Source organism: Pantoea wallisii, assembly GCF_002095485.1.
GTDB classification, from domain to species: Bacteria; Pseudomonadota; Gammaproteobacteria; order Enterobacterales; family Enterobacteriaceae; genus Pantoea; species Pantoea wallisii.
In genome coordinates, this window is the sequence record NZ_MLFS01000066.1 from 1 (window position 1) to 25,374 (window position 25,374).

At 57.8% G+C, this 25,374-nt stretch carries 19 protein-coding genes and 5 pseudogenes; 13 read left to right on the top strand and 11 right to left on the bottom strand.

Annotation, left to right across the window (positions count from 1 at the left end; genetic code table 11):
* The 5 genes and pseudogenes from HA48_RS18710 to HA48_RS18730 all read left to right on the top strand — a co-directional run.
* The coding region (locus HA48_RS18710) for a DUF489 family protein (protein ID WP_128602656.1) at positions 1-164 on the top strand (164 nt) is incomplete at its 5' end.
* Between the two features lie 19 nt (positions 165-183).
* A complete protein-coding gene (gene purB, locus HA48_RS18715; RefSeq protein ID WP_128602657.1) occupies positions 184-1,554 on the top strand; it encodes an adenylosuccinate lyase in 1,371 nt (456 codons plus the stop codon).
* 136 nt (positions 1,555-1,690) lie between these two features.
* Positions 1,691-2,358, top strand: a pseudogene (gene phoP / locus HA48_RS18720) (two-component system response regulator PhoP).
* Positions 2,359-2,361: 3 nt separating this feature from the next.
* On the top strand, positions 2,362-3,822 hold the full coding sequence (gene phoQ / locus HA48_RS18725) for a two-component system sensor histidine kinase PhoQ (protein ID WP_128602674.1): 1,461 nt from the start codon (positions 2,362-2,364) through the stop codon (positions 3,820-3,822).
* A 57-nt stretch (positions 3,823-3,879) separates the two neighbouring features.
* Positions 3,880-5,001, top strand: coding sequence for a ribosomal protein uL16 3-hydroxylase (locus HA48_RS18730; protein ID WP_128602659.1), 1,122 nt, complete (start codon positions 3,880-3,882; stop codon positions 4,999-5,001).
* A 62-nt stretch (positions 5,002-5,063) separates the two neighbouring features.
* Here the strand turns inward: HA48_RS18730 and pepT are convergent, their stop codons facing one another.
* Positions 5,064-6,293 carry a peptidase T gene (pepT, locus tag HA48_RS18735; protein ID WP_128602660.1) on the bottom strand — a complete coding sequence of 410 codons (1,230 nt, stop codon included), beginning with the start codon at positions 6,291-6,293 and terminating at the stop codon, positions 5,064-5,066.
* Between the two features lie 301 nt (positions 6,294-6,594).
* Between pepT and potA the strand changes: the two genes are divergently transcribed.
* From potA to potD, 4 genes and pseudogenes are all read left to right on the top strand, one after another.
* Entirely contained in the window at positions 6,595-7,710 is a 1,116-nt protein-coding gene (gene potA / locus HA48_RS18740) for a spermidine/putrescine ABC transporter ATP-binding protein PotA (RefSeq protein WP_128602661.1), read from the top strand.
* Positions 7,703-8,554: a spermidine/putrescine ABC transporter permease PotB gene (potB, locus tag HA48_RS18745; RefSeq protein ID WP_208613154.1), complete on the top strand. Its 852-nt coding sequence runs from the start codon at positions 7,703-7,705 to the stop codon at positions 8,552-8,554. The genes potA and potB overlap by 8 nt, the downstream gene beginning before the upstream one ends.
* On the top strand, positions 8,551-9,324 hold the full coding sequence (gene potC / locus HA48_RS18750) for a spermidine/putrescine ABC transporter permease PotC (protein ID WP_128602663.1): 774 nt from the start codon (positions 8,551-8,553) through the stop codon (positions 9,322-9,324). The genes potB and potC overlap by 4 nt, the downstream gene beginning before the upstream one ends.
* Before the next feature lie 10 nt (positions 9,325-9,334).
* Positions 9,335-10,377, top strand: a pseudogene (gene potD, locus HA48_RS18755) (spermidine/putrescine ABC transporter substrate-binding protein PotD).
* Positions 10,378-10,437: 60 nt separating this feature from the next.
* Here the strand turns inward: potD and cobB are convergent.
* The 4 genes and pseudogenes from cobB to lolC form a co-directional block, all read right to left on the bottom strand.
* Entirely contained in the window at positions 10,438-11,271 is an 834-nt protein-coding gene (gene cobB / locus HA48_RS18760; RefSeq protein ID WP_128602664.1) for a Sir2 family NAD+-dependent deacetylase, read from the bottom strand.
* A gap of 148 nt (positions 11,272-11,419) precedes the next feature.
* Positions 11,420-12,664, bottom strand: a complete 1,245-nt coding sequence (gene lolE / locus HA48_RS18765; protein WP_128602665.1) for a lipoprotein-releasing ABC transporter permease subunit LolE — start codon at positions 12,662-12,664, stop codon at positions 11,420-11,422.
* Positions 12,664-13,364 (bottom strand): annotated as a pseudogene (gene lolD, locus HA48_RS18770) (lipoprotein-releasing ABC transporter ATP-binding protein LolD). Before lolD ends, lolE begins: the two are co-directional and overlap by 1 nt.
* The gene (gene lolC, locus HA48_RS18775) at positions 13,357-14,556 is read right to left on the bottom strand and encodes a lipoprotein-releasing ABC transporter permease subunit LolC (protein ID WP_128602666.1); all 1,200 of its coding nucleotides are present in this window, start codon (positions 14,554-14,556) and stop codon (positions 13,357-13,359) included. Before lolC ends, lolD begins: the two are co-directional and overlap by 8 nt.
* Positions 14,557-14,818: 262 nt before the next feature.
* Here lolC and HA48_RS18780 point away from each other — a divergent pair, with 262 nt between their 5' ends.
* The 4 genes and pseudogenes from HA48_RS18780 (at position 14,819) to HA48_RS18795 (ending at position 19,841) form a co-directional block, all read left to right on the top strand.
* A complete protein-coding gene (locus tag HA48_RS18780; protein WP_128602667.1) occupies positions 14,819-15,028 on the top strand; it encodes a hypothetical protein in 210 nt (69 codons plus the stop codon).
* 141 nt (positions 15,029-15,169) lie between these two features.
* Positions 15,170-18,612 (top strand): annotated as a pseudogene (gene mfd, locus HA48_RS18785) (transcription-repair coupling factor).
* Between the two features lie 102 nt (positions 18,613-18,714).
* A complete protein-coding gene (locus tag HA48_RS18790; protein WP_128602668.1) occupies positions 18,715-19,416 on the top strand; it encodes a hypothetical protein in 702 nt (233 codons plus the stop codon).
* Complete coding sequence (locus HA48_RS18795; RefSeq protein WP_128602669.1) at positions 19,413-19,841, top strand: hypothetical protein; 429 nt, start codon at positions 19,413-19,415, stop codon at positions 19,839-19,841. Before HA48_RS18790 ends, HA48_RS18795 begins: the two co-directional genes overlap by 4 nt.
* 265 nt (positions 19,842-20,106) lie before the next feature.
* On the opposite strand, the gene HA48_RS18800 is transcribed toward HA48_RS18795, so the two are convergent.
* The 6 genes and pseudogenes from HA48_RS18800 to lpoB form a co-directional block, all read right to left on the bottom strand.
* A complete protein-coding gene (locus tag HA48_RS18800; protein ID WP_128602670.1) occupies positions 20,107-20,649 on the bottom strand; it encodes a glycine zipper 2TM domain-containing protein in 543 nt (180 codons plus the stop codon).
* Between the two features lie 293 nt (positions 20,650-20,942).
* Positions 20,943-22,247, bottom strand: coding sequence for an NAD(P)/FAD-dependent oxidoreductase (locus HA48_RS18805; RefSeq protein WP_128602671.1), 1,305 nt, complete (start codon positions 22,245-22,247; stop codon positions 20,943-20,945).
* A 213-nt stretch (positions 22,248-22,460) separates the two neighbouring features.
* Positions 22,461-23,003, bottom strand: a complete 543-nt coding sequence (gene ycfP, locus HA48_RS18810) for an alpha/beta hydrolase YcfP (protein WP_128602672.1) — start codon at positions 23,001-23,003, stop codon at positions 22,461-22,463.
* Positions 23,004-23,042: 39 nt separating this feature from the next.
* Positions 23,043-24,086, bottom strand: a complete 1,044-nt coding sequence (nagZ, locus tag HA48_RS18815; protein ID WP_128602673.1) for a beta-N-acetylhexosaminidase — start codon at positions 24,084-24,086, stop codon at positions 23,043-23,045.
* A gap of 15 nt (positions 24,087-24,101) precedes the next feature.
* Positions 24,102-24,920, bottom strand: coding sequence for a thiamine kinase (gene thiK / locus HA48_RS18820; protein ID WP_208613153.1), 819 nt, complete (start codon positions 24,918-24,920; stop codon positions 24,102-24,104).
* A pseudogene (gene lpoB / locus HA48_RS18825) lies at positions 24,904-25,374 on the bottom strand (penicillin-binding protein activator LpoB); the annotation flags it as partial. The gene thiK and the pseudogene lpoB, both read right to left, overlap by 17 nt.

Genomic DNA, 25,374 nt, shown 5'->3' on the forward strand with positions numbered 1-25,374 from the left:
GCGCCGCGCTGCTGGCGGGCATCCGCGCCGCCGTGCTGTGGCAGCAGGTGGGCGGCGGGCGTCTGCAGTTAATGTTCTCGCGTCAGCGTCTGCTGCGTGAAGCGAAAACCCTTTTATCCCGCTGGGTCCGGCGTATTAAGCGCCGCCCTGCCCTATATTGTTAACGATTCAGGAGTTGCACTGATGGAATTATCCTCTCTGACCGCCGTCTCACCTGTCGATGGTCGTTACGGCGATAAAGTCAGCCCGCTGCGCGCCATTTTCAGCGAATACGGTTTGCTGAAGTTCCGCGTTGAGGTTGAAGTTCGCTGGTTACAGAAACTGGCTGAGACCGCAGAGATCAAGGAAGTTCCTGCATTTGATGCCGACGCAAACGCTTTCCTTGATGCCATTGTCGCTAATTTCAATGAAGAGGACGCGGCGCGCATCAAAACCATCGAGCGCACCACCAACCATGACGTGAAAGCCGTTGAGTACTTTCTGAAAGAGAAAGTGGCTAACGTGCCCGCACTGCACGCGGTCTCGGAGTTCATCCACTTCGCCTGTACCTCTGAAGATATCAACAACCTGTCGCATGCGCTGATGCTGGAAACGGCTCGTCGCGACGTGATTGTGCCCTTCTGGAACGACCTGATTAACGCGGTGAAAGGTCTGGCGCAAGCGTATCGCGATATTCCGCTGCTGTCGCGCACCCATGGCCAGCCGGCCACGCCCTCTACCCTGGGTAAAGAGATGGCGAACGTCGCCTACCGCATGGAGCGCCAGCTGCGCCAGCTAACTCACATTGAGGTGCTGGGTAAGATCAACGGCGCGGTCGGTAACTACAATGCCCACATCGCCGCGTATCCGGAAGTGGACTGGCACCAGCTGAGCGAGCAGTTCGTCACGTCACTGGGCATCCGCTGGAACCCGTACACCACGCAGATTGAGCCGCACGATTACATCGCTGAACTGTTTGACTGCATCGCCCGCTTCAACACTATCCTGATCGACTTCGATCGTGATATCTGGGGCTATATCGCGCTTAACCACTTCAAACAGAAAACCATTGCCGGTGAGATCGGCTCCTCCACCATGCCGCACAAGGTTAACCCAATCGACTTCGAAAACTCCGAAGGTAACCTCGGCCTGGCGAACGCGGTGCTGCAGCATCTGGCCAGCAAATTGCCGGTATCACGCTGGCAGCGCGACCTGACTGACTCCACCGTTCTGCGCAACCTCGGCGTGGGCGTAGGCTATGCGCTGATCGCCTATCAGGCGACGCTGAAAGGTATCTCCAAGCTGGAAGTGAATCGCGATCGCCTGCTTGATGAGCTGGATCACAACTGGGAAGTGCTGGCTGAGCCGATCCAGACGGTGATGCGTCGTTACGGCATTGAGAAGCCATACGAGAAGCTGAAAGAGCTGACGCGCGGTAAGCGCGTGGATGCCGCCGGCATGCAGGCCTTTATCGATAGCCTGGCGCTGCCGGAAGAGGAGAAGGTCCGCCTCAAGCAGATGACACCGGCCAACTACCTTGGCCGTGCCGTTCAGATGGTTGACGACCTGAAATAAGCCCCATCGGCTACCGGCTTTTGGCGGATCGCTAAGGCGATTGGTCAGAAGCCGCGTAGATCGCGTTAAACTTCGGTTTAATTCGTGTCGCGTATACTTTCTGCATCATCACCGAATGAGAAAGTAAGGAAATACTATGCGTGTTCTGGTTGTGGAAGATAATGCCCTGCTGCGCCATCATCTCGCGGTCCAGCTGCGCGATATGGGCCATCAGGTTGATGCTGCCGAAGATGCTAAAGAAGCCGACTATTTCCTGCAGGAGCATATTCCGGATATCGCACTGGTCGATCTGGGCCTGCCCGATGAAGATGGCATGTCGCTGATTCGTCGCTGGCGCGGTGACGCCATTCGCCAGCCGATTCTGGTGCTGACCGCACGCGAAGGCTGGCAGGCGAAAGTCGAAGCGCTGGAAGCCGGCGCTGATGACTATGTTACCAAGCCTTTCCATATTGAAGAGGTCGCGGCGCGTTTGCAGGCGCTGATGCGCCGCAATAGCGGACACGCTTCACAGATTATCTCCATGCCGCCGTTCCAGGTTGATCTGTCGCGTCGTGAACTGACGGTGAATGATGCGCCGGTCAAATTGACCGCCTTTGAATACACCATTGTTGAGACGCTGATCCGCAACGCCGGAAAAGTGGTAAGTAAAGACTCCCTGATGCTGCAGCTCTATCCGGATGCCGAACTGCGTGAGAGCCACACCATTGATGTGCTGATGGGCCGCCTGCGGAAAAAATTCTCGCGCTCCATCCGGCAGAAGTGATCAATACCGTGCGTGGCCAGGGTTACCGCTTTGATCTCTGAGTGATGAATTGGCTTCGTCGTCAGCGTCCTTTCTCTTTACGCGCGCGTTTTCTGCTGGCGACGGCTGCTATCGTCCTTTTTTTGTCGCTCTCCTATGGCATGGTGGCCGTCATTGGCTACGTGGTCAGCTTCGATAAAAATACCTACCGCGTCATGCGCGGCGAGAGCAACCTCTTTTTTACCCTCGCCCAGTGGAGAGACAATAAGCTCACCATTGCCCAGCCGGAGCGCATGACGCTCAACTTCCCCACGCTGGTGTTTATCTACGATGAGCGCGGCAAACTGCTGTGGCAGCAGCGCGATGTGCCGGAGATCCGCGATAACATTCGCCGCGAGTGGCTGCTCAAGCCCGATTTCTATGAAATTGATACCAGTAATCGCACCAGTATGGCGGCCATGGGCAACAATCCGCAGGCGCAGCAGCGTCTGCACGCCATCGACAGCGACAGCAACGACACCTTCACGCACTCCGTAGCGGTTAACCGTTACGATGCCACCACTAACCTGCCGGCGCTGACCATTGTGGTGGTCGATTCAATTCCCCAGGAGCTGCAGCACTCTGACGTGGTGTGGTCATGGTTCAGCTATGTGCTGGCGGCAAACCTGCTGCTGGTGATCCCGCTGCTGTGGCTGGCCGCGCACTGGAGCCTGCGACCGATCGGTAACCTCACCTCGCAGGTGCGCGAGCTGGAGGTGGGCCACCGCGAAAATCTGGCTGACAATCCACCGCAGGAGCTGCGCAGCTTAGTGCGCAACCTCAACCTGCTGCTGACCAACGAACGGCAGCGCTACACCCGCTATCGCACCACCTTATCTGACCTGACGCACAGCCTGAAAACCCCGCTGGCAGTGCTGCAGAGTACGCTGCGTTCGCTGCGCAGCGGCAAAGAGCTGACGGTCGAACAGGCCGAGCCGGTGATGCTGGAGCAGATCAGCCGGATTTCGCAGCAGATTGGCTACTATCTGCACCGCGCCAGTATGCAGGCCGATCACAATCCGCTGCAGCGCGATATGCACTCCGTTTCGGCGCTGCTGGATAGCCTCTGTTCTGCGCTCAACAAGGTCTACCAGCGTAAAGGGGTGGAGATCACGCTGGACATCTCACCGGAGCTGACGTTCATTGGCGATCAGAACGATTTTATGGAGGTGCTGGGCAACGTACTGGATAACGCCTGTAAGTACTGCCTGGAGTTTATCGAGGTGACCGCGCGCCAGACCGATCAGGCGCTGCATCTGTTTATTGATGACGATGGCCCTGGCATTCCGGAGAGTAAGCGCGACCTGATCTTTGTGCGTGGCCAGCGCGCCGATACCCTGCGCCCCGGCCAGGGATTAGGTCTGGCGGTGGTGCGCGATATTCTTGAACAGTATGCCGGGCAGGTTATCGCTACCACCAGCCCGCTGGGCGGCGCGCGCATGGAGGTGATCTTTCAGCGCCAGGAAGTTCCACATCACCGCGAGTAGAAAGCACGGCGGGCTGTTATACTTGGCAGCAATTATGGCCCCAACCGGAATCCTCGTATGGACTATCAGCTCGACATCAACTGGCCCGACTTTATTCAGCGCTACTGGCAAAAACGCCCGGTGGTGCTTAAGCGTGGTTTCAAAAACTTTATTGATCCTATCTCCCCTGATGAGCTGGCCGGTCTGGCGATGGAGAACGAGGTGGACAGCCGCCTTGTCAGCCACAGCAACGGTAAATGGCAGGTGAGCCACGGACCGTTTGAAAGCTACGATCATCTCGGCGAAAGTAACTGGTCGCTGTTGGTTCAGGCGGTTAACCACTGGCATGAAGCCTCGGCGGCGCTGATGCGTCCGTTCCGCTTTCTGCCGGACTGGCGCATCGACGATCTGATGATCTCCTTCGCGGTGCCGGGCGGCGGCGTGGGTCCGCATTTCGATCAGTATGACGTATTTATTATTCAGGGCACCGGCCGTCGTCGCTGGCGCGTGGGTGAAAAAGTGCCGATGAAACAGCACTGCCCGCACCCTGACCTGCTGCAGGTTGAGCCTTTTGATGCCATTATCGATGAAGAGCTGGAGCCGGGCGACATTCTCTATATCCCGCCGGGCTTCCCGCACGAGGGCTACTCGCTGGAGAATGCTCTCAACTATTCGGTAGGTTTCCGCGCACCGAATGGCCGTGAGTTAATCAGCGGCTTTGCCGATTACATGCTGGCGCACGAGCTGGGCAGCTACCGCTTCAGCGATCCGGATGTGCCGACCCGCGATTGCCCGTCGCAGATTCTGCCGTCGGAAGTGGAAGGCATCCGTAAAGTCATGCTGGATGTGATCAACCAGCCGGAGCAGTTCAACCAGTGGTTCGGTGAGTTTATTTCGCAGTCGCGCCATGAACTGGATATTGCGCCGCCGGAGCCCCCTTATCAGCCCGACGAAATTTACGATGCGCTGCAACAGGGCGATGCGTTAACCCGCCTGGGCGGCCTGCGCGTCCTGACGCTGGGCGATGCGGTCTTCGTGAACGGTGAACACGTAGCGTGCAGCCACCCGGAAGTACTGGCAGCGCTGGCGCGTAAGCATGTGCTGTCGCTGGACGATTTCGGCGACGCGCTGGACGATCCCTCTCTGCTGGCGCAGCTGGCGGCGCTGGTGAACAGCGGATACTGGTTCTTTGCGGATTAAGCCCGCCAGAAACGGCGAAGCCCTGTGAAAACCGGGCCTGCGTGTATGCAGGCCCGTTCTGTTTAGTCTCTCTTCTCAGCGGCCAGCGCCGATAGCCGTACGATCACTTCGACCGCCTGCGCCATCACATTCAGTGAGGCAAACTCATGCTTGCCGTGGTAGTTGTACCCGCCGGTAAACAGGTTCGGACACGGCAAACCTTTCCACGACAGCGCGGAGCCATCCGTACCGCCGCGAATCGGTTTCACCTTCGGCTCAATACCACAATCGCGCATCGCCTGTAACGCCAGTTCGATAATGTGCGGGTGCGGCTCCACTTTCTCACGCATGTTGCGATAGCTGTCGCTGATCTCTACGCTCACCGAGCACTCGCTCTGCAAGCCTTTGCTCACGCGCCTGCCGATCTCCTCCAGCAGCTGCTTACGCTGCGCATAGCCGTCGCTATCGAAGTCACGGATCAGGTACATCAGCTCAGCGTGCTCCACCGTGCCTTTAACGGTATGCAGATGGAAAAAGCCCTCGTAGCCGTCGGTAAACTGCGGCTTCTCTTTGGCCGGTACCTCGGCATGAAAGCGCATCGCCAGATCCAGGGCGTTGACCATCACATTTTTTGCGCTGCCCGGATGCACGTTATTACCGGTGATTTTGACGATGGCGGTAGCCGCGTTGAAGTTCTCAAACTCAAACTCACCGAGATCGCTGCCATCCAGGGTATAGGCCCAGTCGGCGGCAAAGCCCTCTACGTCAAAGTGTGACGCGCCGCGACCAATCTCCTCATCGGGCGTGAACGCCACGCGAATCGCACCATGCGGCGTATCGCCTTTGGCCAACTGCGCCATCGCCGTCATGATCTCGGCGATGCCGGCTTTGTCGTCGGCCCCCAGCAGCGTTTTGCCGTCGGTGGTGATCAGCGTGTGGCCAATCATCTTATGCAGAATCGGGAACATCACCGGCGAGAGCACCTCTTCGCCGTTACCCAGCGCGATATCGCCGCCACGATAGTTCTCAATGATCTGCGGATTGACGTTTTTCGCGGTGTAATCCGGTGACGTATCCATGTGGGAAATAAAGCCGATCACCGGCGTTGGCCAGTCAACGTTGGCGGGCAGCGTGCCCATTACGCAGCAGTGATCGCTCAGCGAGACATCCACAAAGCCAAGAGCAATCAGCTCTTCCTGTAACTGGCGCGCCAGCGTCCACTGCCCTTCGCTGCTCGGCACCTGTCGCGCCTGAGGTTTTGACTGAGTTTCTACTGCTACATAACTGAGAAAACGCTCAAGTAATTGATCCATCTGTCATCCCTCTAAAGAATCTGCATCATTATCACGGCGGGCGATGGCCGCCATGTTGCGTCAAATCATTATCTTTCAGGTTAGCCCTCCCGGCGTGATTACGCGCTGAAATTCGTCCTGAAGCTTGTTTATCTGGTTTGCTCGCTGAGCATACTCCAGCAATTTGCAGACTTTTCAAGGTTATTCCGTGTCAATACATGGCTTTGATGCGTTTTTGCGGTATTATCGCGCCCTTCATCACGGCAACCGGTCGCAGGCGGCTATGCTGTAATCTGATTTTTCCTCAGACTGAGTGACGAAAATGACGCAAACACGCGCGCAGCAAGCGCTGGTTACGCTTTCTGGCATCAGTAAAGCTTTTGATGGCAAAACCATCATTTCCGATTTCGACCTGACTATTGATCACGGCGAATTTATCACTCTGCTTGGCCCCTCCGGCTGTGGCAAAACCACTATCCTGCGTTTGATCGCCGGCCTGGAGCAGACCGACAGCGGCCACATTCAGCTGGATGGCAGCGACATCACCGACACGCCCGCAGAGCACCGTCATATCAATACGGTGTTTCAGAGCTATGCGCTGTTTCCGCACATGTCAGTCTTCGAAAACGTTGCGTTTGGCCTGCGTATGCAGAAAACCCCGGCGGCCGAAATCACCACGCGCGTGACCGACGCGCTGGCGATGGTGCAGCTGGAGAATTTTGCCGACCGGCGTCCCCATCAGCTCTCCGGCGGTCAGCAGCAGCGCGTAGCCATTGCGCGTGCGGTGGTCAACCGGCCGAAAGTGCTGCTGCTGGATGAGTCTTTATCAGCACTGGACTACAAGCTGCGCCGCCAGATGCAGAACGAACTGAAAGCCCTGCAGCGTAAGCTGGGTATCACCTTTGTGTTTGTCACGCACGATCAGGAGGAGGCATTAACCATGTCCGATCGCATCGTGGTGATGCGCGATGGCCGCATCGTGCAGGATGGCACGCCGCGCGAGATCTACGAAGAGCCTGCCAACCTGTTTGTCGCGCGCTTTATCGGTGAGATCAACGTGTTTGACGCTGAGGTGATCAGCAACGCGCGCGCGCCTGCCGTACGCGCGCTGGTTGAGGGGCGCGAGTGCGACATCCACTGCCCGTTCCCGGTGCGGCCAGGCGATAAACTGCATGTGCTGCTGCGCCCGGAGGATCTGCGCGTAGAGGAGATCGACCACGACAGCTGCAGCGAAAACCTCACCGGCTACGTGCGTGAGCGTAACTACAAAGGCATGACGCTTGAGTCCACCGTTGAGCTGGAGAACGGTAAGTTGCTGACGGTAAGCGAATTTTTCAATGAGGATGACCCTGATTTTGACCACTCGCTGAACCAGAAGATGGCGGTGCGCTGGGTGCCAAACTGGGAGGTGGTGCTGCCGTATGAAACGGATGCGTAATCGTCTGCAGAGCGCGATTGTGGCGCTGATTGTCGGCTGGCTCACGCTGTTCGTGCTGCTGCCCAATCTGATGATTTTTGCCACCAGCTTCCTGACGCGCGACGACGCGCATTTTGTCAGCATGGTTTTCACGCTGGATAACTACCGGCGCCTGCTCGATCCGCTCTATGCCGGGGTGCTGCTGCACTCCCTGAATATGGCCTTCATTGCCACGCTGTGCTGCCTGCTGCTGGGGTATCCGTTTGCCTGGTGCCTGACCAAACTGCCGGCGCGCCGGCGTCCGCTGATGCTGTTTCTGCTGCTGGTGCCGTTCTGGACCAACTCCCTGATTCGCATCTACGGCCTGAAAATTTTCCTCAGCACGCGCGGCTGGCTGAACGAGTTTCTGCTGTGGACCGGCATCATTGATAAACCGTTTCGCATTATGTATACCCCGGAAGCGGTCATCCTGGGCCTGATCTACATCCTGCTGCCGTTTATGGTGCTGCCGCTCTACTCAAGCCTGGAGAAGCTGGATAAATCCTGCCTTGAAGCCGCGCGCGATCTCGGCGCCAGCAAGCTGCAAACCCTGGTGCGCATTATTCTGCCGCTCACCATGCCGGGCATCGTTGCCGGCTGCCTGCTGGTGTTTATTCCGGCGATGGGGATGTTCTTTGTGGCAGATCTCATGGGTGGCGCGAAGAATTTGCTGATCGGTAACGTGATCAAAAGCCAGTTCCTGAATATCCGCGACTGGCCCTTTGGTGCCGCGACCAGCGTTGTCATGACGCTGCTGATGGGCCTGATGTTACTGGTTTACTGGCGCGCGGCGCGCCTGCTGAACAATAGAGTGGAGCTGCAGTGATGGCGCGTGGGTTACGCGGCGGCTTCATGGCCGTCATTTATGCCTGGTTTTATATTCCGATCGTTATTCTGATCGTCAACTCGTTCAACGCCTCGCGTTTTGGCATCAACTGGCAGGGCTTCAGCACGCAGTGGTATCGCCTGCTGGTCAATAACGATAGCCTGATTCAGGCGGCGCAGCACTCGCTATTGATGGGCGTGCTCTCCGCCAGCTGCGCCACAATAATCGGGTCGCTCACGGCGGTGGCGCTCTACCGCTATCGCTTTCGCGGTAAGCCGTTTGTCAGTGGCATGCTGTTTGTGGTGATGATGTCGCCCGATATTGTGATGGCCATTTCGCTGCTGGTGCTGTTTATGCTGCTGGGCATTTCGCTCGGCTTCTGGTCGCTGCTGTTCTCACACATTACGTTCTGCCTGCCTTTTGTGGTCATCACTGTCTATTCACGCCTGAAAGGGTTTGACGTACGCATGCTGGAGGCGGCGAAGGATCTCGGCGCCAGTGAGGTAACTATCCTGCGCAAAATTCTGCTGCCGCTGGCGCTGCCCGCCGTGGCGGCAGGCTGGCTGCTGAGCTTTACCCTGTCGATGGATGATGTGGTGGTGTCGTCCTTTGTCACCGGTCCGACCTTTGAGATTCTGCCGCTGAAGATCTACTCGATGGTGAAAGTTGGCGTGTCGCCGGAAGTGAACGCGCTGGCGACCATTTTGATGCTGCTGTCGCTGCTGCTTGTGGCGGCCAGTCAGCTGTTGCTCCGTGATAAAACCAAATAGAGGATAACCGATGAAAAAGTGGTCTCACTGGCTGGCGGCTGGGGCGCTGGCGCTGGGTTTGCAGAGTGCGCAGGCCGATGACAACAACACGCTCTATTTCTACAACTGGACGGAATACGTGCCGCCGGGGCTGCTGGAGCAGTTCACTAAAGAGACCGGCATCAAGGTGATCTACTCCACCTATGAATCCAATGAGAGCATGTATGCCAAGCTGAAAACCTGGAAAGATGGCGCCTGGGATCTGGTGGTGCCCTCCACCTACTTCATCGCCAAAATGCGTAATGAGGGCATGCTGCAGAAGATCGACAAGTCTCAGCTGAGCAACTTCAGCAATCTCGATCCCAACCTGCTTAACAAGCCGTTCGACCCGAACAACGACTACTCTATCCCCTACATCTGGGGCGCGACGGCGATTGGCGTCAACACTGATGCGGTCGACGCGAAAACCATTACGCGCTGGGCCGATTTGTGGAAACCGGAGTATAAGCAGAGTCTGCTGCTAACCGATGATGCGCGCGAAGTGTTCCAGATGGCGCTGCGCAAGCTTGGCTACTCCGGTAATACGCAGGACCCGCAGCAGATTGAAGCGGCCTATGAAGCGCTGAAGGCGCTGATGCCGAACGTGCTGGCGTTTAACTCCGATAACCCCGGTAACCCGTTTATGGAGGGCGAAGTCAACGTCGGTATGATCTGGAATGGCTCAGCGTACGTGGCCCGTCAGGCCGGTACGCCGCTGCAGGTTATCTGCCTGAAGAGGGCGGCATCTTCTGGATGGACAATCTGGCGATTCCGGCCAATGCCAAAAACAGAGCGGGCGCGCTGAAGCTGATCAACTTCCTGCTGCGCCCGGATGTGGCGGCAAAAGTGGCGGAAACCATCGGCTATCCTACGCCTAATCTGGCGGCGAAAAAGCTGCTGCCGAAAGAGGTGGCGAATGATCCCTCTCTTTATCCGCCTGCTGCAGTGGTTGAAAAAGGCGAGTGGCAGAACGACGTCGGCGCGGCCAGCGTGCAGTATGAGACGCTGTTCCAGAAGCTGAAAGCGGGACGTTAACGCCGGGCTGCCCGCTCACGCCTCCCCCGCGCCGGAGGGAGGCGTGAGAACCGCGGGTGACTACTTATACAAGCCGCGTAAAAACGCATGCACAAACGCCGGCACCACTTCGCTGGCTAAGCCGTATTGCCCTTCGGCAAACTCATTTCCCACCTGGCTCGGCTCCAGATTCAACTCCACGGTATGGGCGCCCTGCAGCTTCGCTTCATGGACAAAACCGGCCGCCGGATAGACGTGCCCGGATGTGCCGATAGCCACAAACAGACTGGCCTGCTCAATTGCCTGATAGATCTCCTCCATCCCCAGCGGCATCTCGCCAAACCACACCACGTGCGGGCGCAGGCGCGACGGGAACTGGCAGCAGGTGCAGCGATCGTCCGCGGTGACATCTTCCGTCCATGTCAGTACCTGACCGCTGGTTTCACAGCGCACTTTCAGCAGCTCACCGTGCATATGCAGCACGCGCTCGCTGCCCGCACGCTCGTGCAGGTTATCAATATTCTGCGTCACCAGCAGGAAGTTATCGCCCAGCATCTGCTCCATCTCAGCCAGCGCGATATGCGCGGCATTGGGCTGAATCTCCGGCTGCTGCAGCTGGCGGCGGCGCGCGTTATAAAACGCCTGCACCAGCGCCGGATCGCGGTGAAACCCTTCCGGCGTGGCCACATCTTCCACCCGGTGCTCCTCCCACAGGCCGTCTGCGGCGCGGAAGGTGCGAATACCGGACTCGGCTGAGATGCCTGCGCCCGTCAGCACCACCACGCGCGGCAGCGGGTGCGCAGCCAGTTCAGCATTGCGGTCGCGCTCGAAGATGCGCTGGCGAAAGCGCTGATGCACTTTGCGGCGGTTTTTCTTATCGCGGGCGAGTCGTAAGCGACGGCGCTGTATGCGCATAAAGGCTCCTTAATCGGCGGCGTTGTAAGCCGTGTTTCGGGTGTCGGGTCGGGCAATAATGTCCCGATAATAGCGGCTGCGGATGACAGCTGCCTGTAACAGACGCTAAAAATGTGCGCAGCCGCGAAGGCGGCTGCGTTTTTCTGCATTAATGGCCGCTGAGCACGCGGGCCGGATCAATGCGGCTGGCGCGCCGCGCCGGATACCAGCTGGCCAGTAAACTCAGCACAATCGCGGTTGCCAGCACGATAATCACATCCAGCCAGTGCAGCTCAGACGGCAGAAAATCGATGAAGTAGATGTCACCGGCCAGCAGCTGATGACCGGTGAGATGCTCAATCATGCGCATCACCGGCGTCAGGTTCAGCGCCACCAGCACGCCTACCACCACGCCGCTGACGCTGCCGAGCAGCCCGGCCAGCAGGCCATACCAGATAAAGATGGCGCGAATCAGGCCATCTTTGGCACCCAGCGTGCGCAGGACTGCGATATCACTGCTCTTGTCTTTCACCGCCATCACCAGCGTAGAGACGATGTTGAAGCAGGCGACGCCAATCACCAGCACCATTGCCAGATACATAATGGCGCGAATCATCTGGATATCGCGGTACATATAGCCATAGGTGCCGATCCAGCTTTTGATATAGACGTATGAGTGGGTCACTTCGCCGGCATCGCGCACCAGCTTCTGCGCCTTAAACGGGTCATCCATTTTCAGCGCAATACCGCTGACGCTGTCGCCCAGATCCAGATAACGCTGCGCATCCGCCAGCGGCACCAGCGCCAGGCTGTGATCGAGCATGCCGCTCAGCTGGAGAATACCGCTCACCTGTAAACGGATACGCTTCGGCTGCAGCAGCTTGTTCCCGCCATCGTTATTCGGGATCAGGATGGTGATCCAGTCGCCCTGCTTCACGTGAAGCGAGCTGGCAATGCCGCCACCCAGAATGATTTGCTGTTTTCCGGCCGTGAACTGTGACCAGGCATCGCCCGCCACGAATTGCGGCAGCGCGCTGAGACGTGGCTCTTGCTGCGGATCCACGCCTTTCACCTGCAGCGCCTGGAGCTTTGCCCCGCTCTCAATCAGCCCGGTAAAGTTGACGTAAGGCGCCGCCGCCGCGATACCGGCGACCTGCTCGATCGGCGCAATCATCGGCTGCCAGTGACGGAAGGGCTGGTTAACCGGCTCGATTTCACCGTGCGGCACCACAGCCAGAATGCGTTTGTTCAGTTCACGCTCAAAGCCGTTCATCGCGCTCAGGCCGATAATTAGCACCGCCACACCCAGCGCAATGCCCACCGTAGAGATGATCGAAATCAGCGAAACCATGCCGCCGCGCCGCCGGCCACGGCTGAAACGCAGCCCAAGCAGCAGAGAGAGAGAGGAGGCCATCAGATCGCTCCCGGCATCAGGTGCTCGCTCAGCTGACCATCGCGCATCTCCATTTGACGGCTCAGGCGCTTCGCCAGGTTGAGATCGTGCGTGACCACCAGAAACGTGGTGCCCTGCTGCACGTTGAGCTCGCCAAGCAGCTCAAAAATGGCATTGGCGTTGCGGGCATCCAGGTTACCGGTTGGCTCATCGGCCATCACCAGGCGCGGACGATTGACCAGCGCACGGGCAATCGCCACACGCTGGCGCTCACCGCCGGATAGCTCCGAGGCCGGTGCGCCGCACGCGGCTCCAGCCCGACGGCCGCCAGCATTTCACGCGCGCGGGACTCTGCTTCCGCTTTGCCGATTTTGCCAATCAGCAGCGGCATCGCCACGTTTTCCAGCGCGCTGAAGTCTGGCAGCAGGTGGTGAAACTGATAAATAAAGCCCAGCTCACGGTTGCGCAGCTCCGCTTTGGCAGACGAGGACATCTCATTGAGTGATTTGCCATCAAAGACCACGTCGCCGGAGGTGGGCGCATCCAGCCCGCCCAGCAGGTGCAGCAACGTACTTTTACCGGAACCAGAGCTGCCGACAATCGCCGTCAGCTCGCCCGGCTGCAGGCTAAAAGCCACATTGCGCAGCACATCGGTCTGCACGCTGCCTTCCTGATAGCGTTTGCACAGGTCACGACACTGCAACAAAGGGGTATTACTCATAACGTAAAGCCTCAGCGGGTTGAACGGTGGCAGCGCGCCACGACGGATAGAGAGTTGAGAGCAGCGCAACGGCCATCGAGACCAGTGCGATGGTGATGACCTGCCAGACGTTGATGTCCACCGGCAGCGCTGCGCCATCAAGGAACAGGCCGATCACCGGCATCAAATTGTTCAGCTGGCTGGCGAGCAGCACGCCGAGCAGCGTACCCAGCAGCGCACCGATAATGCCGGCGCTGGCGCCCTGCACCATAAATACCGCCAGAATTTGCCGGCGGGTTAAGCCCTGGGTCTGCAGGATCGCCACTTCCGCCTGCTTCTCCATGATCAGCAGGCCCAGCGAGGTGATGATATTGAAGGCGGCGACGGCGATGATCAGGCTAAGCAGCAGGCCCATCATGTTCTTCTCCATGCGCACCGCCTGGAAGAGATCGCCTTTGCGCTCACGCCAGTCTTTCCACGTCAGATCGGCGGGCAGCGTCTGCTGGCTGAGCGCATCAACGTTAAGCGGTTTATCCAGCCACAAACGCCAGCCGGTGATGTTGCCGGCCGGATAACGCATCACGCGTGAGGCGTCCTGCTGGTTGACCAGAATCTGATAGCCATCGACTTCGCTGTTGGCCGCATAGGTCCCGGCAACCGTAAAGATGCGCTGGCTGGGCACGCGCCCGACCGGCGTAAACTGACTTACCGAAGGCACCATCAGGCGCAGCTGATCGCCACGTTTCACGCCCAGCTGAGAGGCCAGCTGTTCACCGAGGATAATGTTGTACTGGCCGGGCTGCAGCACGCTCTGGGGCGTGTTGACCAGGAAGGGCGTGAGCGGATCCGGCTCGTCGGGGTTAACACCAAGCATGACGCCCACGGAGACATTGCGCGCGCTCTGCAGCACGACGTCGGCGGTGGTGAGCGGAGCAATACGCGTGACGCCCTGCAGATGGAGATCCTGCGCGCGAAGCTGCTGCGGATTGATGCTGCCTTTCTCGCTGGTCACCAGCGCCTGCGGCATCAGGCCGAGGATATTGCCCTCCAGCTCACGTTCAAAGCCGTTCATGACCGACAGTACGGTCACCAGCGCCAGTACGCCAAGCGTAATGCCGATAGTTGAGAGCCAGGAGACGAAGCGACCAAAGCGGTCTGAAGCACGTCCACGCATGTAGCGCAAACCGATAAATAACGCGACTGGTTGATACATGAGATCCGTCTTGGCCGTTGCCTGCAAATAAGTAGTGGGATGATAAAGGAGCTGTCTGCTTTATGAAACCTCTAACCCTCTGAGTCTAAGGCAAAGTTGCGTCAAAATGCGTCGCCTGACGCGATGATGCATACAATTGCGACAAAATAATGGCGCTATTTGTGCAATTATTGTGCACATCCTCACGTAGACTTAACTCTGCTTTACCGCGTTTTCGATAAGCACCGCAGTCAGCCTGTCCTGTTCAGGCGAGGAGTTCCCCATGTTCAGATTTCCGAAAGGCAGTATTGTGAAACACAAATCGGGAGAGATTAAAGGCGAGATTGTGAACGTCTTTGAACAGGGAGATGCACCCATTGGTTATTACGTGAAGTGGGACGACGGCAATCACAGCTATCACCTTGAGCGAGAGCTCTCATGGGCTAATGTTGATCGTCCGCGCATGCACTATACACAGCAATCCAGTAAGTAGATCGGGGCGACCCGGGTAAACATGTTCTGCCAAGGTGCGCATTCATGCGCACCTGGCAGAAACTCAGAAAGGAGAGATGATCCTCACGGCGGTTTATGGAATGATGACGCCCTGGAATCTGAGGAGAGAATGTCGCACCTTATGTCGGAACAGCATCGCTACACCCTGCCTGCCAAAGCGGGCGACCATCGTCAGCTCGGCCAGCTGGTCGGCGCCGCGCAAGCGGTTGAGTGCGCCAGCATCACCGAACGCCACAGCGGCCCGGTGTTAATGATCACCCCGGACATGCAATCGGCGCTGCGCCTGCAAGAGGAGCTGCGGCAGTTCACCGATCTGCCGGTTACCCACCTCGCAGACTGGGAAACCCTGCCCTACGACAGCTTCTCGCCGCATCAGGATATCATCTCCGCCCGCCTCTCTGCCCTTTATCAGTTGCCCACCATGACGCGTGGCATCCTGATCATGCCGGTTAACACGCTGATGCAGCGCGTGTGTCCGCACAGTTTCCTGCACGGTCATGCGCTGGTTATGCAGCAGGGGCAAAAGCTATCGCGCGATGCGCTGCGCGACCAGCTGGAGCAGGCCGCTATCGCCATGTTGATCAGGTTATGGAGCACGGCGAATACGCCACGCGAGGCGCGCTGCTCGATCTGTTTCCGATGGGCAGCGATCAGCCCTACCGTATCGACTTCTTTGATGACGAGATCGACAGCCTGCGCCTGTTCGACGTTGACAGCCAGCGTACGCTGGAAGCCGTCAGCGCCATTAATCTGCTGCCTGCCCATGAGTTTCCGACCGATAAGGCCGCCATTGAGCTGTTCCGCAGCCGCTGGCGTGAGACATTCGACGTACGCCGCGAGCCAGAGCACGTTTATCAGCAGGTCAGCAAAGGCACGCTGCCCGCCGGTATCGAATACTGGCAACCCCTGTTCTTTGAGCAGGCGCTGCCTACGCTGTTCAGCTATCTGCCGGCCAACACGCTGATACTTAACAGTGGCGATCTGCCTGCCAGCGCTGAGCGCTTCTGGCAGGATGCCAATGCACGCTATGAAAACCGCCGTATCGATCCGATGCGTCCTCTGCTGGAGCCTGCCACGCTCTGGCTGCGCCCGGATGCGCTGCTCAGCGAACTCAAAGCCTGGCCGCGCATGCAGCTCAGCACCGAGACGCTGCCAGAAAAAGCCGCCAATACTAACCTTGGCTACCAGCCGCTGCCGGACCTGGCGGTACAGGCGCAGGCCAAAGCCCCGCTCGATATGCTGCGTCAATTCCTGGAAAGCTTTGATGGCCGGGTGATCTTCTCGGTAGAGAGCGAAGGCCGCCGTGAGAGCCTGCAGGAGCTGCTGGCGCGCATCAAACTGCGTCCGCAGCCTATCGACCACTTCGATCAGGCGGATGCCCAGCCGCACAGCCTGATGATCGGCGCCAGCGAACGCGGCTTTATTGATACTCAGCGCCAGCGTGCGCTGATTTGTGAAAGCGATCTGCTGGGCGAGCGCGTCAGCCGTCGCCGGCAGGATAACCGCCGCACCATCAACCCGGATGTGCTGATTCGTAACCTGGCGGAGCTGCATCCCGGCCAGCCGGTGGTGCATCTGGAGCACGGCGTTGGCCGCTACATTGGCCTGACGACCCTTGAAGCGGGCGGCATTGTGGCCGAGTATCTGATGCTCTCCTACGCGGGCGACGCCAAACTTTATGTGCCGGTCTCGTCGCTGCATCTGATTAGCCGCTATGCCGGCGGCGCTGACGAAAATGCGCCGCTGCACAAGCTGGGCAGCGATGCCTGGTCACGCGCACGGCAGAAGGCTGCCGAGAAAGTGCGCGACGTTGCTGCCGAACTGCTGGATATTTATGCCCAACGCGCGGCCAAGACCGGTTTCGCCTTCAAACACGATCGCGAGCAGTATCAGCTGTTCTGTGAAGGGTTCCCGTTTGAGACCACGCCGGATCAGGGCCAGGCGATCAATGCCGTGCTGAGCGACATGTGCCAGCCGCTGGCAATGGATCGTCTGGTGTGCGGCGATGTCGGCTTTGGTAAAACCGAAGTGGCGATGCGCGCCGCTTTCCTCGCGGTAGAGAACAGCAAACAGGTCGCGGTGCTGGTGCCGACCACGCTGCTGGCGCAGCAGCACTATGACAACTTCCGCGATCGCTTTGCCAACTGGCCGGTACGCATTGAGATGCTTTCGCGCTTCCGCAGCGCCAAAGAGCAGGCGCAGGTGCTGGAACAGGCCAGCGAAGGCAAAATCGATATCCTGATTGGCACCCATAAGCTGCTGATGAGCGATCTGAAGTGGCGCGACCTTGGCCTGCTGATTGTTGATGAGGAGCACCGCTTTGGCGTGCGTCACAAAGAGCGCATCAAGGCGATGCGTGCCGATGTCGATATCCTGACGCTGACCGCAACGCCGATTCCACGCACTCTGAACATGGCGATGAGCGGCATGCGCGATCTGTCGATTATCGCGACGCCGCCGGCGCGTCGTCTGGCGGTAAAAACCTTTGTGCGCGAGTATGACAGCCTGGTGGTGCGTGAGGCGATTCTGCGTGAAGTGCTGCGCGGCGGCCAGGTCTATTACCTCTACAACGATGTCGAGAACATTGGCAAAGCGGCAGAACGGCTGGCAGAGCTGGTGCCCGAGGCGCGTATCGCCATCGGTCATGGCCAGATGCGTGAGCGCGACCTGGAGCGGGTGATGAATGATTTCCACCACCAGCGTTTTAACGTGCTGGTGTGTACCACCATCATCGAGACCGGTATCGACGTGCCCAGCGCCAACACCATTATCATTGAACGTGCCGATCACTTTGGCCTGGCCCAGTTGCACCAGCTGCGCGGTCGCGTCGGGCGTTCGCACCATCAGGCCTACGCCTGGCTGCTGACGCCGCATCCGAAAGCCATGACCACCGATGCGCAGAAGCGCCTGGAAGCGATCGCCTCACTGGAAGATCTTGGTGCGGGCTTTGCGCTGGCAACCCACGATCTGGAGATTCGCGGTGCCGGAGAGTTGCTGGGCGAAGACCAAAGCGGCCAGATGGAGAGCATCGGCTTTACGCTGTACATGGAGCTGCTGGAGAACGCGGTGGATGCGCTCAAGGCGGGACGCGAACCCTCGCTGGAGGACCTCACCAGCAATCAGACCGAAATCGAGCTGCGTATGCCTGCCCTGCTGCCGGATGATTTTATCCCCGATGTGAATACGCGTCTCTCGCTTTACAAGCGTGTTGCCAGCGCGGCGGATGAGCGGGATCTGGCCGAGCTGAAAGTCGAGATGATTGATCGCTTCGGGAAACTGCCGGATGCCGCACGCAATCTGCTGGATATCGCCGGACTGCGCCTGGTGGCCCGCGAGCTGGGGCTGCGTAAAATCGAAGCCAGCGACAAAGGCGGTTTCTTTGAGTTCGCCCCGCAGAACCAGGTTGATCCCGGCTGGCTGATTAGCCTGCTGCAGAAAGATCCCCGACAATGGAAGCTGGAAGGCCCGACGAGGCTGAAATTTACCCACGATTTAAGCGAGCGCAAAACGCGTATGGAGTGGGTACAAAATTTTGTCAGCGAACTGGCGAAGCACCGGGTTTAGGGATCTTGCCCGCAAAGTGTGGAGATAAAAGTAAATAACGACTTAATCCTGTGATACCACAATGATGGATTCACAGGATTAAACCATGGAAGGAGCTTAATAATGAGCAGACGAGAGGATATTCTCGACGGCAGTAAAGCAGAAAGAAGCGCTTACGGCTTAGTTTATACAGAGGTATTAGGCTGGATAGACCTTGGCCATGCGCAAGGCACTGACATCAGACAGCTGTGGGCGCAAATGTTGCGTGGTGAGGCGCAAAGCGGACCCACCTATGATGTCACTTACAAACAATCAATGGTTGGCCTTAAAAGGCGCCTGACCGTTGGAAAATCAATCACCTGGCGTCTCAAAAAGGGTTTGTCATATCACCAGAAGCAAAGCATAGCGCTTGCCATGATGATGACGCTGGCGCGCAGATTTGAAGGGCTGCAGGGTTCTTTCCCTTTTAGCTGGGCTACGGACAGCGGATTCAGTGGCGAAGACCTGGTTTCGGATCTGCTCGGTTTTTACCGGGTTGTTGCATGCATGGGCGGCATTTTCAGCTATCTGAAGCCAGTGAGCCAATCAGAGGCGTTAAGGCGCTGGGATTATTATGGAAAAATTGGCTCCTGGAAAAACGAAACGTTTAAACCGCTACTTTTCCCTGATCCTCTTCAGGTTTCCCACGCCAAACCCTACTTTGGTCAACTGCCTATCTTTATGCGAAGCGTAACCCCTTATAATCGGTGGACATCGGAAGATGTTGGCATCATTGATCCCGATCGTGGCTTTATCCATTTTGGCAAAGGCGTGTCAAAGCTATGAAAACATCTTTCAGGATTACGCTTTGCATTCTCGTAGCTTGTGCGGCTTGTTTTGCCTGGGGCTTGCATTATTTACGAATGGAGTTTGCGGATAGTGCCGATTATACGGAGCAAGATACACAAGATTACAACTTTTATACGCCGGATTTGCTAAAAAAAGCGCCGCGCCTTACTGATAATTACAGCTTTCATTACAGTAACGTATCAGGCCCCAACCCTGCTCAGATTTTCCGGGTGAGGTTTATCGGTACGACCGATGCCGATCAAATTAATGCCTTTATGAAACAGAATGGCTATATAAAAAGCGAAGCATGCAGCTTTACAGGTGACTGTTGGGCTGGCAACGATCCCAATGTCACCGTATCGGTTGAAACAGAGGAGAAACCGCGAGCCGTCCTCATCTCAATGGTAGACAAAAAAAGCTGATTACATCCTGATAGTAACAGCCATCACACTGCGTTATGGATTTCCTGGCGGCCCTGACGGGTCGCCACTACAAATATCGTGCGGATTATCCCGGTAGCCCTGTGACGAAGAGATCCCAGGAGCACTACGCTCTACGCTTCGCCGTATGCCGGCAGCGATAATGACGAAGTTATGGCGATTATTCAGTCTGTTGAGAAATAACAGTATAAAAAAAGCGCCTTACGGCGCTTTTTTTGTTACTGCTGCTGTGAATAGCTTTGCCCAATCAGGCCTGATTCGAATTCAGGATAAGCTGACCATTACGGTCGAGCGGAATGCGGGTGCCAGGGTCATTCTCCATGCGGATTTTGCCCTGCTGGTCGCCTATTTTATAGGTCACGTCATAACCCAGCATCTTTTCCTGTTTGTCGTACACCGTTTTACAACGCTGTTCGCTGGTGGTGTAGGTATCGCGATCCTGCAGTGCGCCCTGCACCTGATTACCGCCGTAACCCCCGGCCAGCGCACCTGCAACGGTCGCGACATCGCGGCCACGTCCGCCACCAAACTGGTGACCCAGCACACCGCCCGCTACCGCACCCAGTACTGACCCGGCAATACGGTTCTCATCCTGCACCGGACGACGATGAGTGATAGTGACATTACGGCACTCCTGTCGCGGCTGTCTGGTGCTCTCTTTAATCGGCGTTGCTGAGAGAACCTGTGCGAACTGCGGGCCACGATCAAAGACGTCCATGCTGGCGACCGCAGCCACACCCAGCGCCGCTGCCACACCAATCCCGATACCCGCTAACATTGATTTATTCACAGGAATGTCCTCCTGAAGTTGTTACCGCGCATTCCTGCCGCTATCCGCTACCGGATAACCGAGGCATAACCGGCGTGCGCGCCGCGCCGTGTTCGTTGGGATAAGTTTTACAGATGGTCCGAAAATGCAACATCAGATTAATGGAGGAAACGCAGCGGAACGGAGGCAGTACCGGCTTTTAGGAGAGTTCTGAGAGGGGTTGCCATCCAGCTGTAACGTTAGCGGGATTAACCCAAATCAAGGGGTTACAGCAGAGATTTGCGGAACGGGCGGCGTGAACCGCCCGGAAAACATCAGTGAAGCTTGAGGCGCGGACGCAGTACGCGGTTGAGGCTGCCCACCAGCATCATCAGGCCGGTCTTGAAATATCCGTGGAGCGCAATCTGGTGCATACGATACAGAGAGATGTAGACAAAACGCGCAATGCGCCCTTCCACCATCATTGAGCCCCGCATCAGGTTACCCATCAGACTGCCCACCGTACTGAAGCGCGACAGAGACACCAGTGAACCGTGATCTTTATAGACGTAAGCCTTCAGCGGTTTGCCTTTGCGCTGCGCCAGGATGTTCTCCAGCGCGCGTGACGCCATCTGGTGCGCTGACTGCGCACGTGGTGGCACAAAACCGCCGCCCGGCAGCGCGCAGGAGGCGCAGTCACCGATCGCATAAATATCGTCGTCCAGCGTGGTTTGCAGCGTCTCTTTCACCACCAGCTGATTGATGCGATTGGTTTCCAGCCCGCCGATCGCTTTCATGAAATCAGGGGCTTTAATGCCGGCCGCCCAGACCATCAAATCCGCTTCGATAAATTCGCCACCTTTAGTATTCAGACCATTTTCAGCGGCGCTGGTGACCATGGTTTGCGTCAGCACGCGGACGCCGATCTTACTCAGCTCCTGGTGTGCCGCCGCAGAGATGCGCGGCGGCAGCGCCGGCAGAATGCGTTCACCCGCTTCCACCAGCGTAACGTTGAGCGCGTTACTGTCGAGCCCCTTATAGCCATAACTGTGCAGCTGCTTCACGGCATTGTAGAGCTCGGCGGAGAGTTCAACGCCGGTCGCACCGCCACCCACAATGGCGATATTCACTTTCTGCTGCTGCCCTTCGCTGGCCGAGAAGCGCAGGAACAGGTTGAGCATCTCATTGTGGAAACGACGCGCCTGGTGCGGGTTATCCAGGAAGATGCAGTGATCTTTCACGCCCGGCGTGTTGAAGTCGTTTGAGGTACTGCCAAGCGCAATCACCAGACGGTCATACGCCAGCTCGCGCTGCGGTACCAGCAGGTCGCCGCTGGCATCGCGAATCTCTGCCAGTTCAAGGGTCTTCGCGTCGCGGTTAATCTGCGTCAGCGAACCCAGCTGAAACTGGAAGCCGTGATTGCGCGCGTGTGCCAGGTAGCTAAGCGCATCAATCCCCTCATCCATCGAACCGGTCGCCACTTCATGCAGCAGCGGCTTCCACAGATGGCTGTGGTTACGATCCACCAGAATAATCTCCGCCTTTTTCTTACGGCCGAGCTTGTGCCCAAGCTGCGTCGCCAGCTCCAGGCCACCGGCGCCCCCGCCGACAATGACGATTTTTTCCAAAGTTGTAGTCAATGAAGACCCCCTCAAAGTTGTAAACCAAAAGTTAATTAATGGTTATGTAAAAACCTTAATAAACATAGGGTTGGCGAAATTTAATCGCGAGCTGAGGGCAGAGTAGCACGCCGTGAGAGTCAGATCATAAGAAAATTGATGTACATCAATCTTTCAACTGCATTATCAGAATGTTACACATTCTGTGCGCCGCATCACACGGCGCGCAGGGGTTCAGGTAAGGGATTTAAAGGCTTTGATGCGCTGTAGATGTGGGGCAATGGTTTTAAATTTATGGCTGGCAGTCTCATCCCAGACGATCTCGTAAAACGGATGAAGTGCCGCGGCGCTGCGCTGATTATCCAGCGCTTCATCCTGCCGGGAGAGAATGGTCAGACAGCGATCGCGGTTCTTCTCGCGAAAGTCGCTAACGCATTTGGTGGCGATGTCCAGATACTCTTCCGGCCGGTCGATTTTGCCTTCCATATTTTCGTAAGGAAACAGGTTGGGGTTGAAGATAGTCTGGCGGATGCCGCAGAGAAAGCCGATACGTTCAGCCCAGTAACCACCGAGGCCGACGCCGCATATCAGCGGATGCGTATCCCCGCCCTGTTGCAACAGCTTGTCGCACTCTTTCAGCAGAAACTGCATATCGTGTTTAGGATGGCGGGTGCTGTAGCTGATAAGCCTGACGTCCGGGTCGATAAACTGCAGCTGCAGCACCTTTTCGTGGTTGCCCGGACTGGTGGAATCAAAACCGTGCAGATAGATAATCATGAGTATCCTCAGCGTGGAGTGACATCCGGGCAGCGGCGTTTATCTGCCCGACGCTTTATGCGCCAGCCAGCGATCCTGCAGATCGCCAAGCTGACGATGATTCTGTCGCCAGCGCGCGCTTGTCTGCAGGCTCTGACGATCAAAACGTCCCTGATGGTATAATCGCGTGACGCGCTCTGCTTCGATCGGCGTCAAGTTATCCAGCACGCTTACCGCACCGGCGCGCTGATTGCACACCAGGATCATATCGCAGCCGGCATGCAGCGACTGCTGCGCCCGTTCAGCATAGCTGCCCATCACCGCCGCGCCCTCCATGGAGAGATCATCGGAGAAGATCACGCCGTCAAAGCCCAGCTCCTGCCGCAGTACGGTTTGCAGCCAGTACGGTGAGCCGCTGGCCGGCAGCGGGTCGACGTCAGTATAGATAACGTGTGCCGGCATCACCGCATCCAGCAGCTGTTCATCAATCAGCTGCTTAAAGATGGTCATATCATGCTGGCGCAGCGTGGTCATCGCGCGCGGATCGCGCGGCGTCTCTTTATGGGAATCGGCGCTTACCGCACCGTGGCCAGGGAAATGCTTACCGGTGGTCTTCATGCCGGCTTCGTGCATACCGTTGATAAAGCGTCGGGCGATCTGCAGCGCAATCGCCGGATCCTCATGAAAAGCGCGATCGCCAATCGCCGCACTGATATGACCGATATCCAGCACCGGCGCAAAGCTGATATCGATATCCAGCGCCAGCATCTCGGCGGCCATCTGCCAGCCCGCCTGCTGCGCCACATCGCCGGCTGTCGCCAGGTCGTGAAGCGCCGCGAAAGATTGCATGGCAGGCAAGGTGGTAAAACCTTCGCGGAAGCGCTGCACGCGTCCGCCCTCCTGATCCACCGCAATCACCAGGCGGTTACGCGACGCGGCACGAATCTGACGCACCAGCTCGGCCAACTGCGCCACATCGTGAAAATTCCGGGCGAACAGAATCAATCCGCCCACCAGAGGATGTTGCAGAATTTCGCGCTCTTCTGCATCCAGCGCGTAACCTTCGACGTCCAGCATTAGCGGCCCGGGCGTATTCATCGTCATGTCTCTGTTCCTGTATTAAAGATCCTGCCAGCTGGCCTGCGCCAGCTGCTGCAGGGTGTCATCCTGGCTCTGCTCGGCGCGCAGCTGATACCAGCTGGCCATCAGCAGCTGCAGCCACGGCCGCCAGCGCTGCACCTGACGCGCCAGCACCGCTTCATCTATCTTTGCCTGCGCTGCATAGCCGCTGATCCAGCAGGCCTGATGCGCCGTATCAATGGCGCAAACCGCAGCGATCTCCAGCGCAACGTCGCCATCAGCAGCATACTCCCAGTCAATTAAACGTAAGCCTTGCGATGTGGCAATAACATTGCCTGCATGCGCATCCATATGCAGAGGCGCAAGACGCAACGGCTGCGGCTCACCGCGCTGCAGTAAGCGGCTCAGCCGCCGGTGCCAGCGCCAGTGGCGCTGCCGGCACAGCTGCCAGTAGCGCTGCAGCAGCGGTGCCAGCCGCAGACGGTAACCGGTCAACGGCTGCTGATGCAGCCGTAGCAGCAGCGCCAGCACCTCGTTGTGCTGCGCCGTGAATTGCGCCGGGGTGAGCATCTCCCCTGGCAGCCAGCCTTGCAGCAGCCATGGTGACTGCCAGCCAAGCGGCTGCGGCCCAAGTCCGGCATGACGCAACTGACGCAGTACGCGGTATTCACGCTGGCGATCAACAAACGGAATCGGCTGCGGCGGGACTCTGCGCGCCAGCAGCATGTGCCGATCGCGTTGCACCCGTATGCTGTTGCCGCTCAGCCCCGGCAGCGCGAAAAAATGACCGGCAGCTTGCGCCGTCGGCCATTGTTGCTGAATCAGTTTTTGCAGCTGCGCATCAGGGCTGTGCAACATCGTTACCTGACCAGATAATCTCACCGGTCTGCACCAGCATCAGCTGCATCTGCAGCGCAGGGGCTTTTACGTCGCCCTGCGCATTGCTGTAGAGCACATACTGCGCGTTGACGATACGCGCAAGGCCGATCGCTTTACTGCGTGAGTTAAGGCTATCCTCTGGCGACAGGCCGAGCGTTTGCTTCGCCTGATTCAGCTGGTCATTTGATACCAGGCTGAATTTACCGTTGTTCGCCAGCGCACTCTCAATCGCAGCAGTGGCTTTTTCAGTTTGCAGTGCGCCGTTGGTGCTGTTTTTGATGCGGTCTACCAGCAGCACGCTGCCTGACGTCACGCCCGCTGACTGCACCATGTTCGCCACCAGCGGCTGTACGCTGCCGCCCAGTTGATGGTTTTCAGCTTCGGCGGCTGCGGCACGGTCTGCGGCGGCGGAACCGGCTGCGCAGGCGGCTGC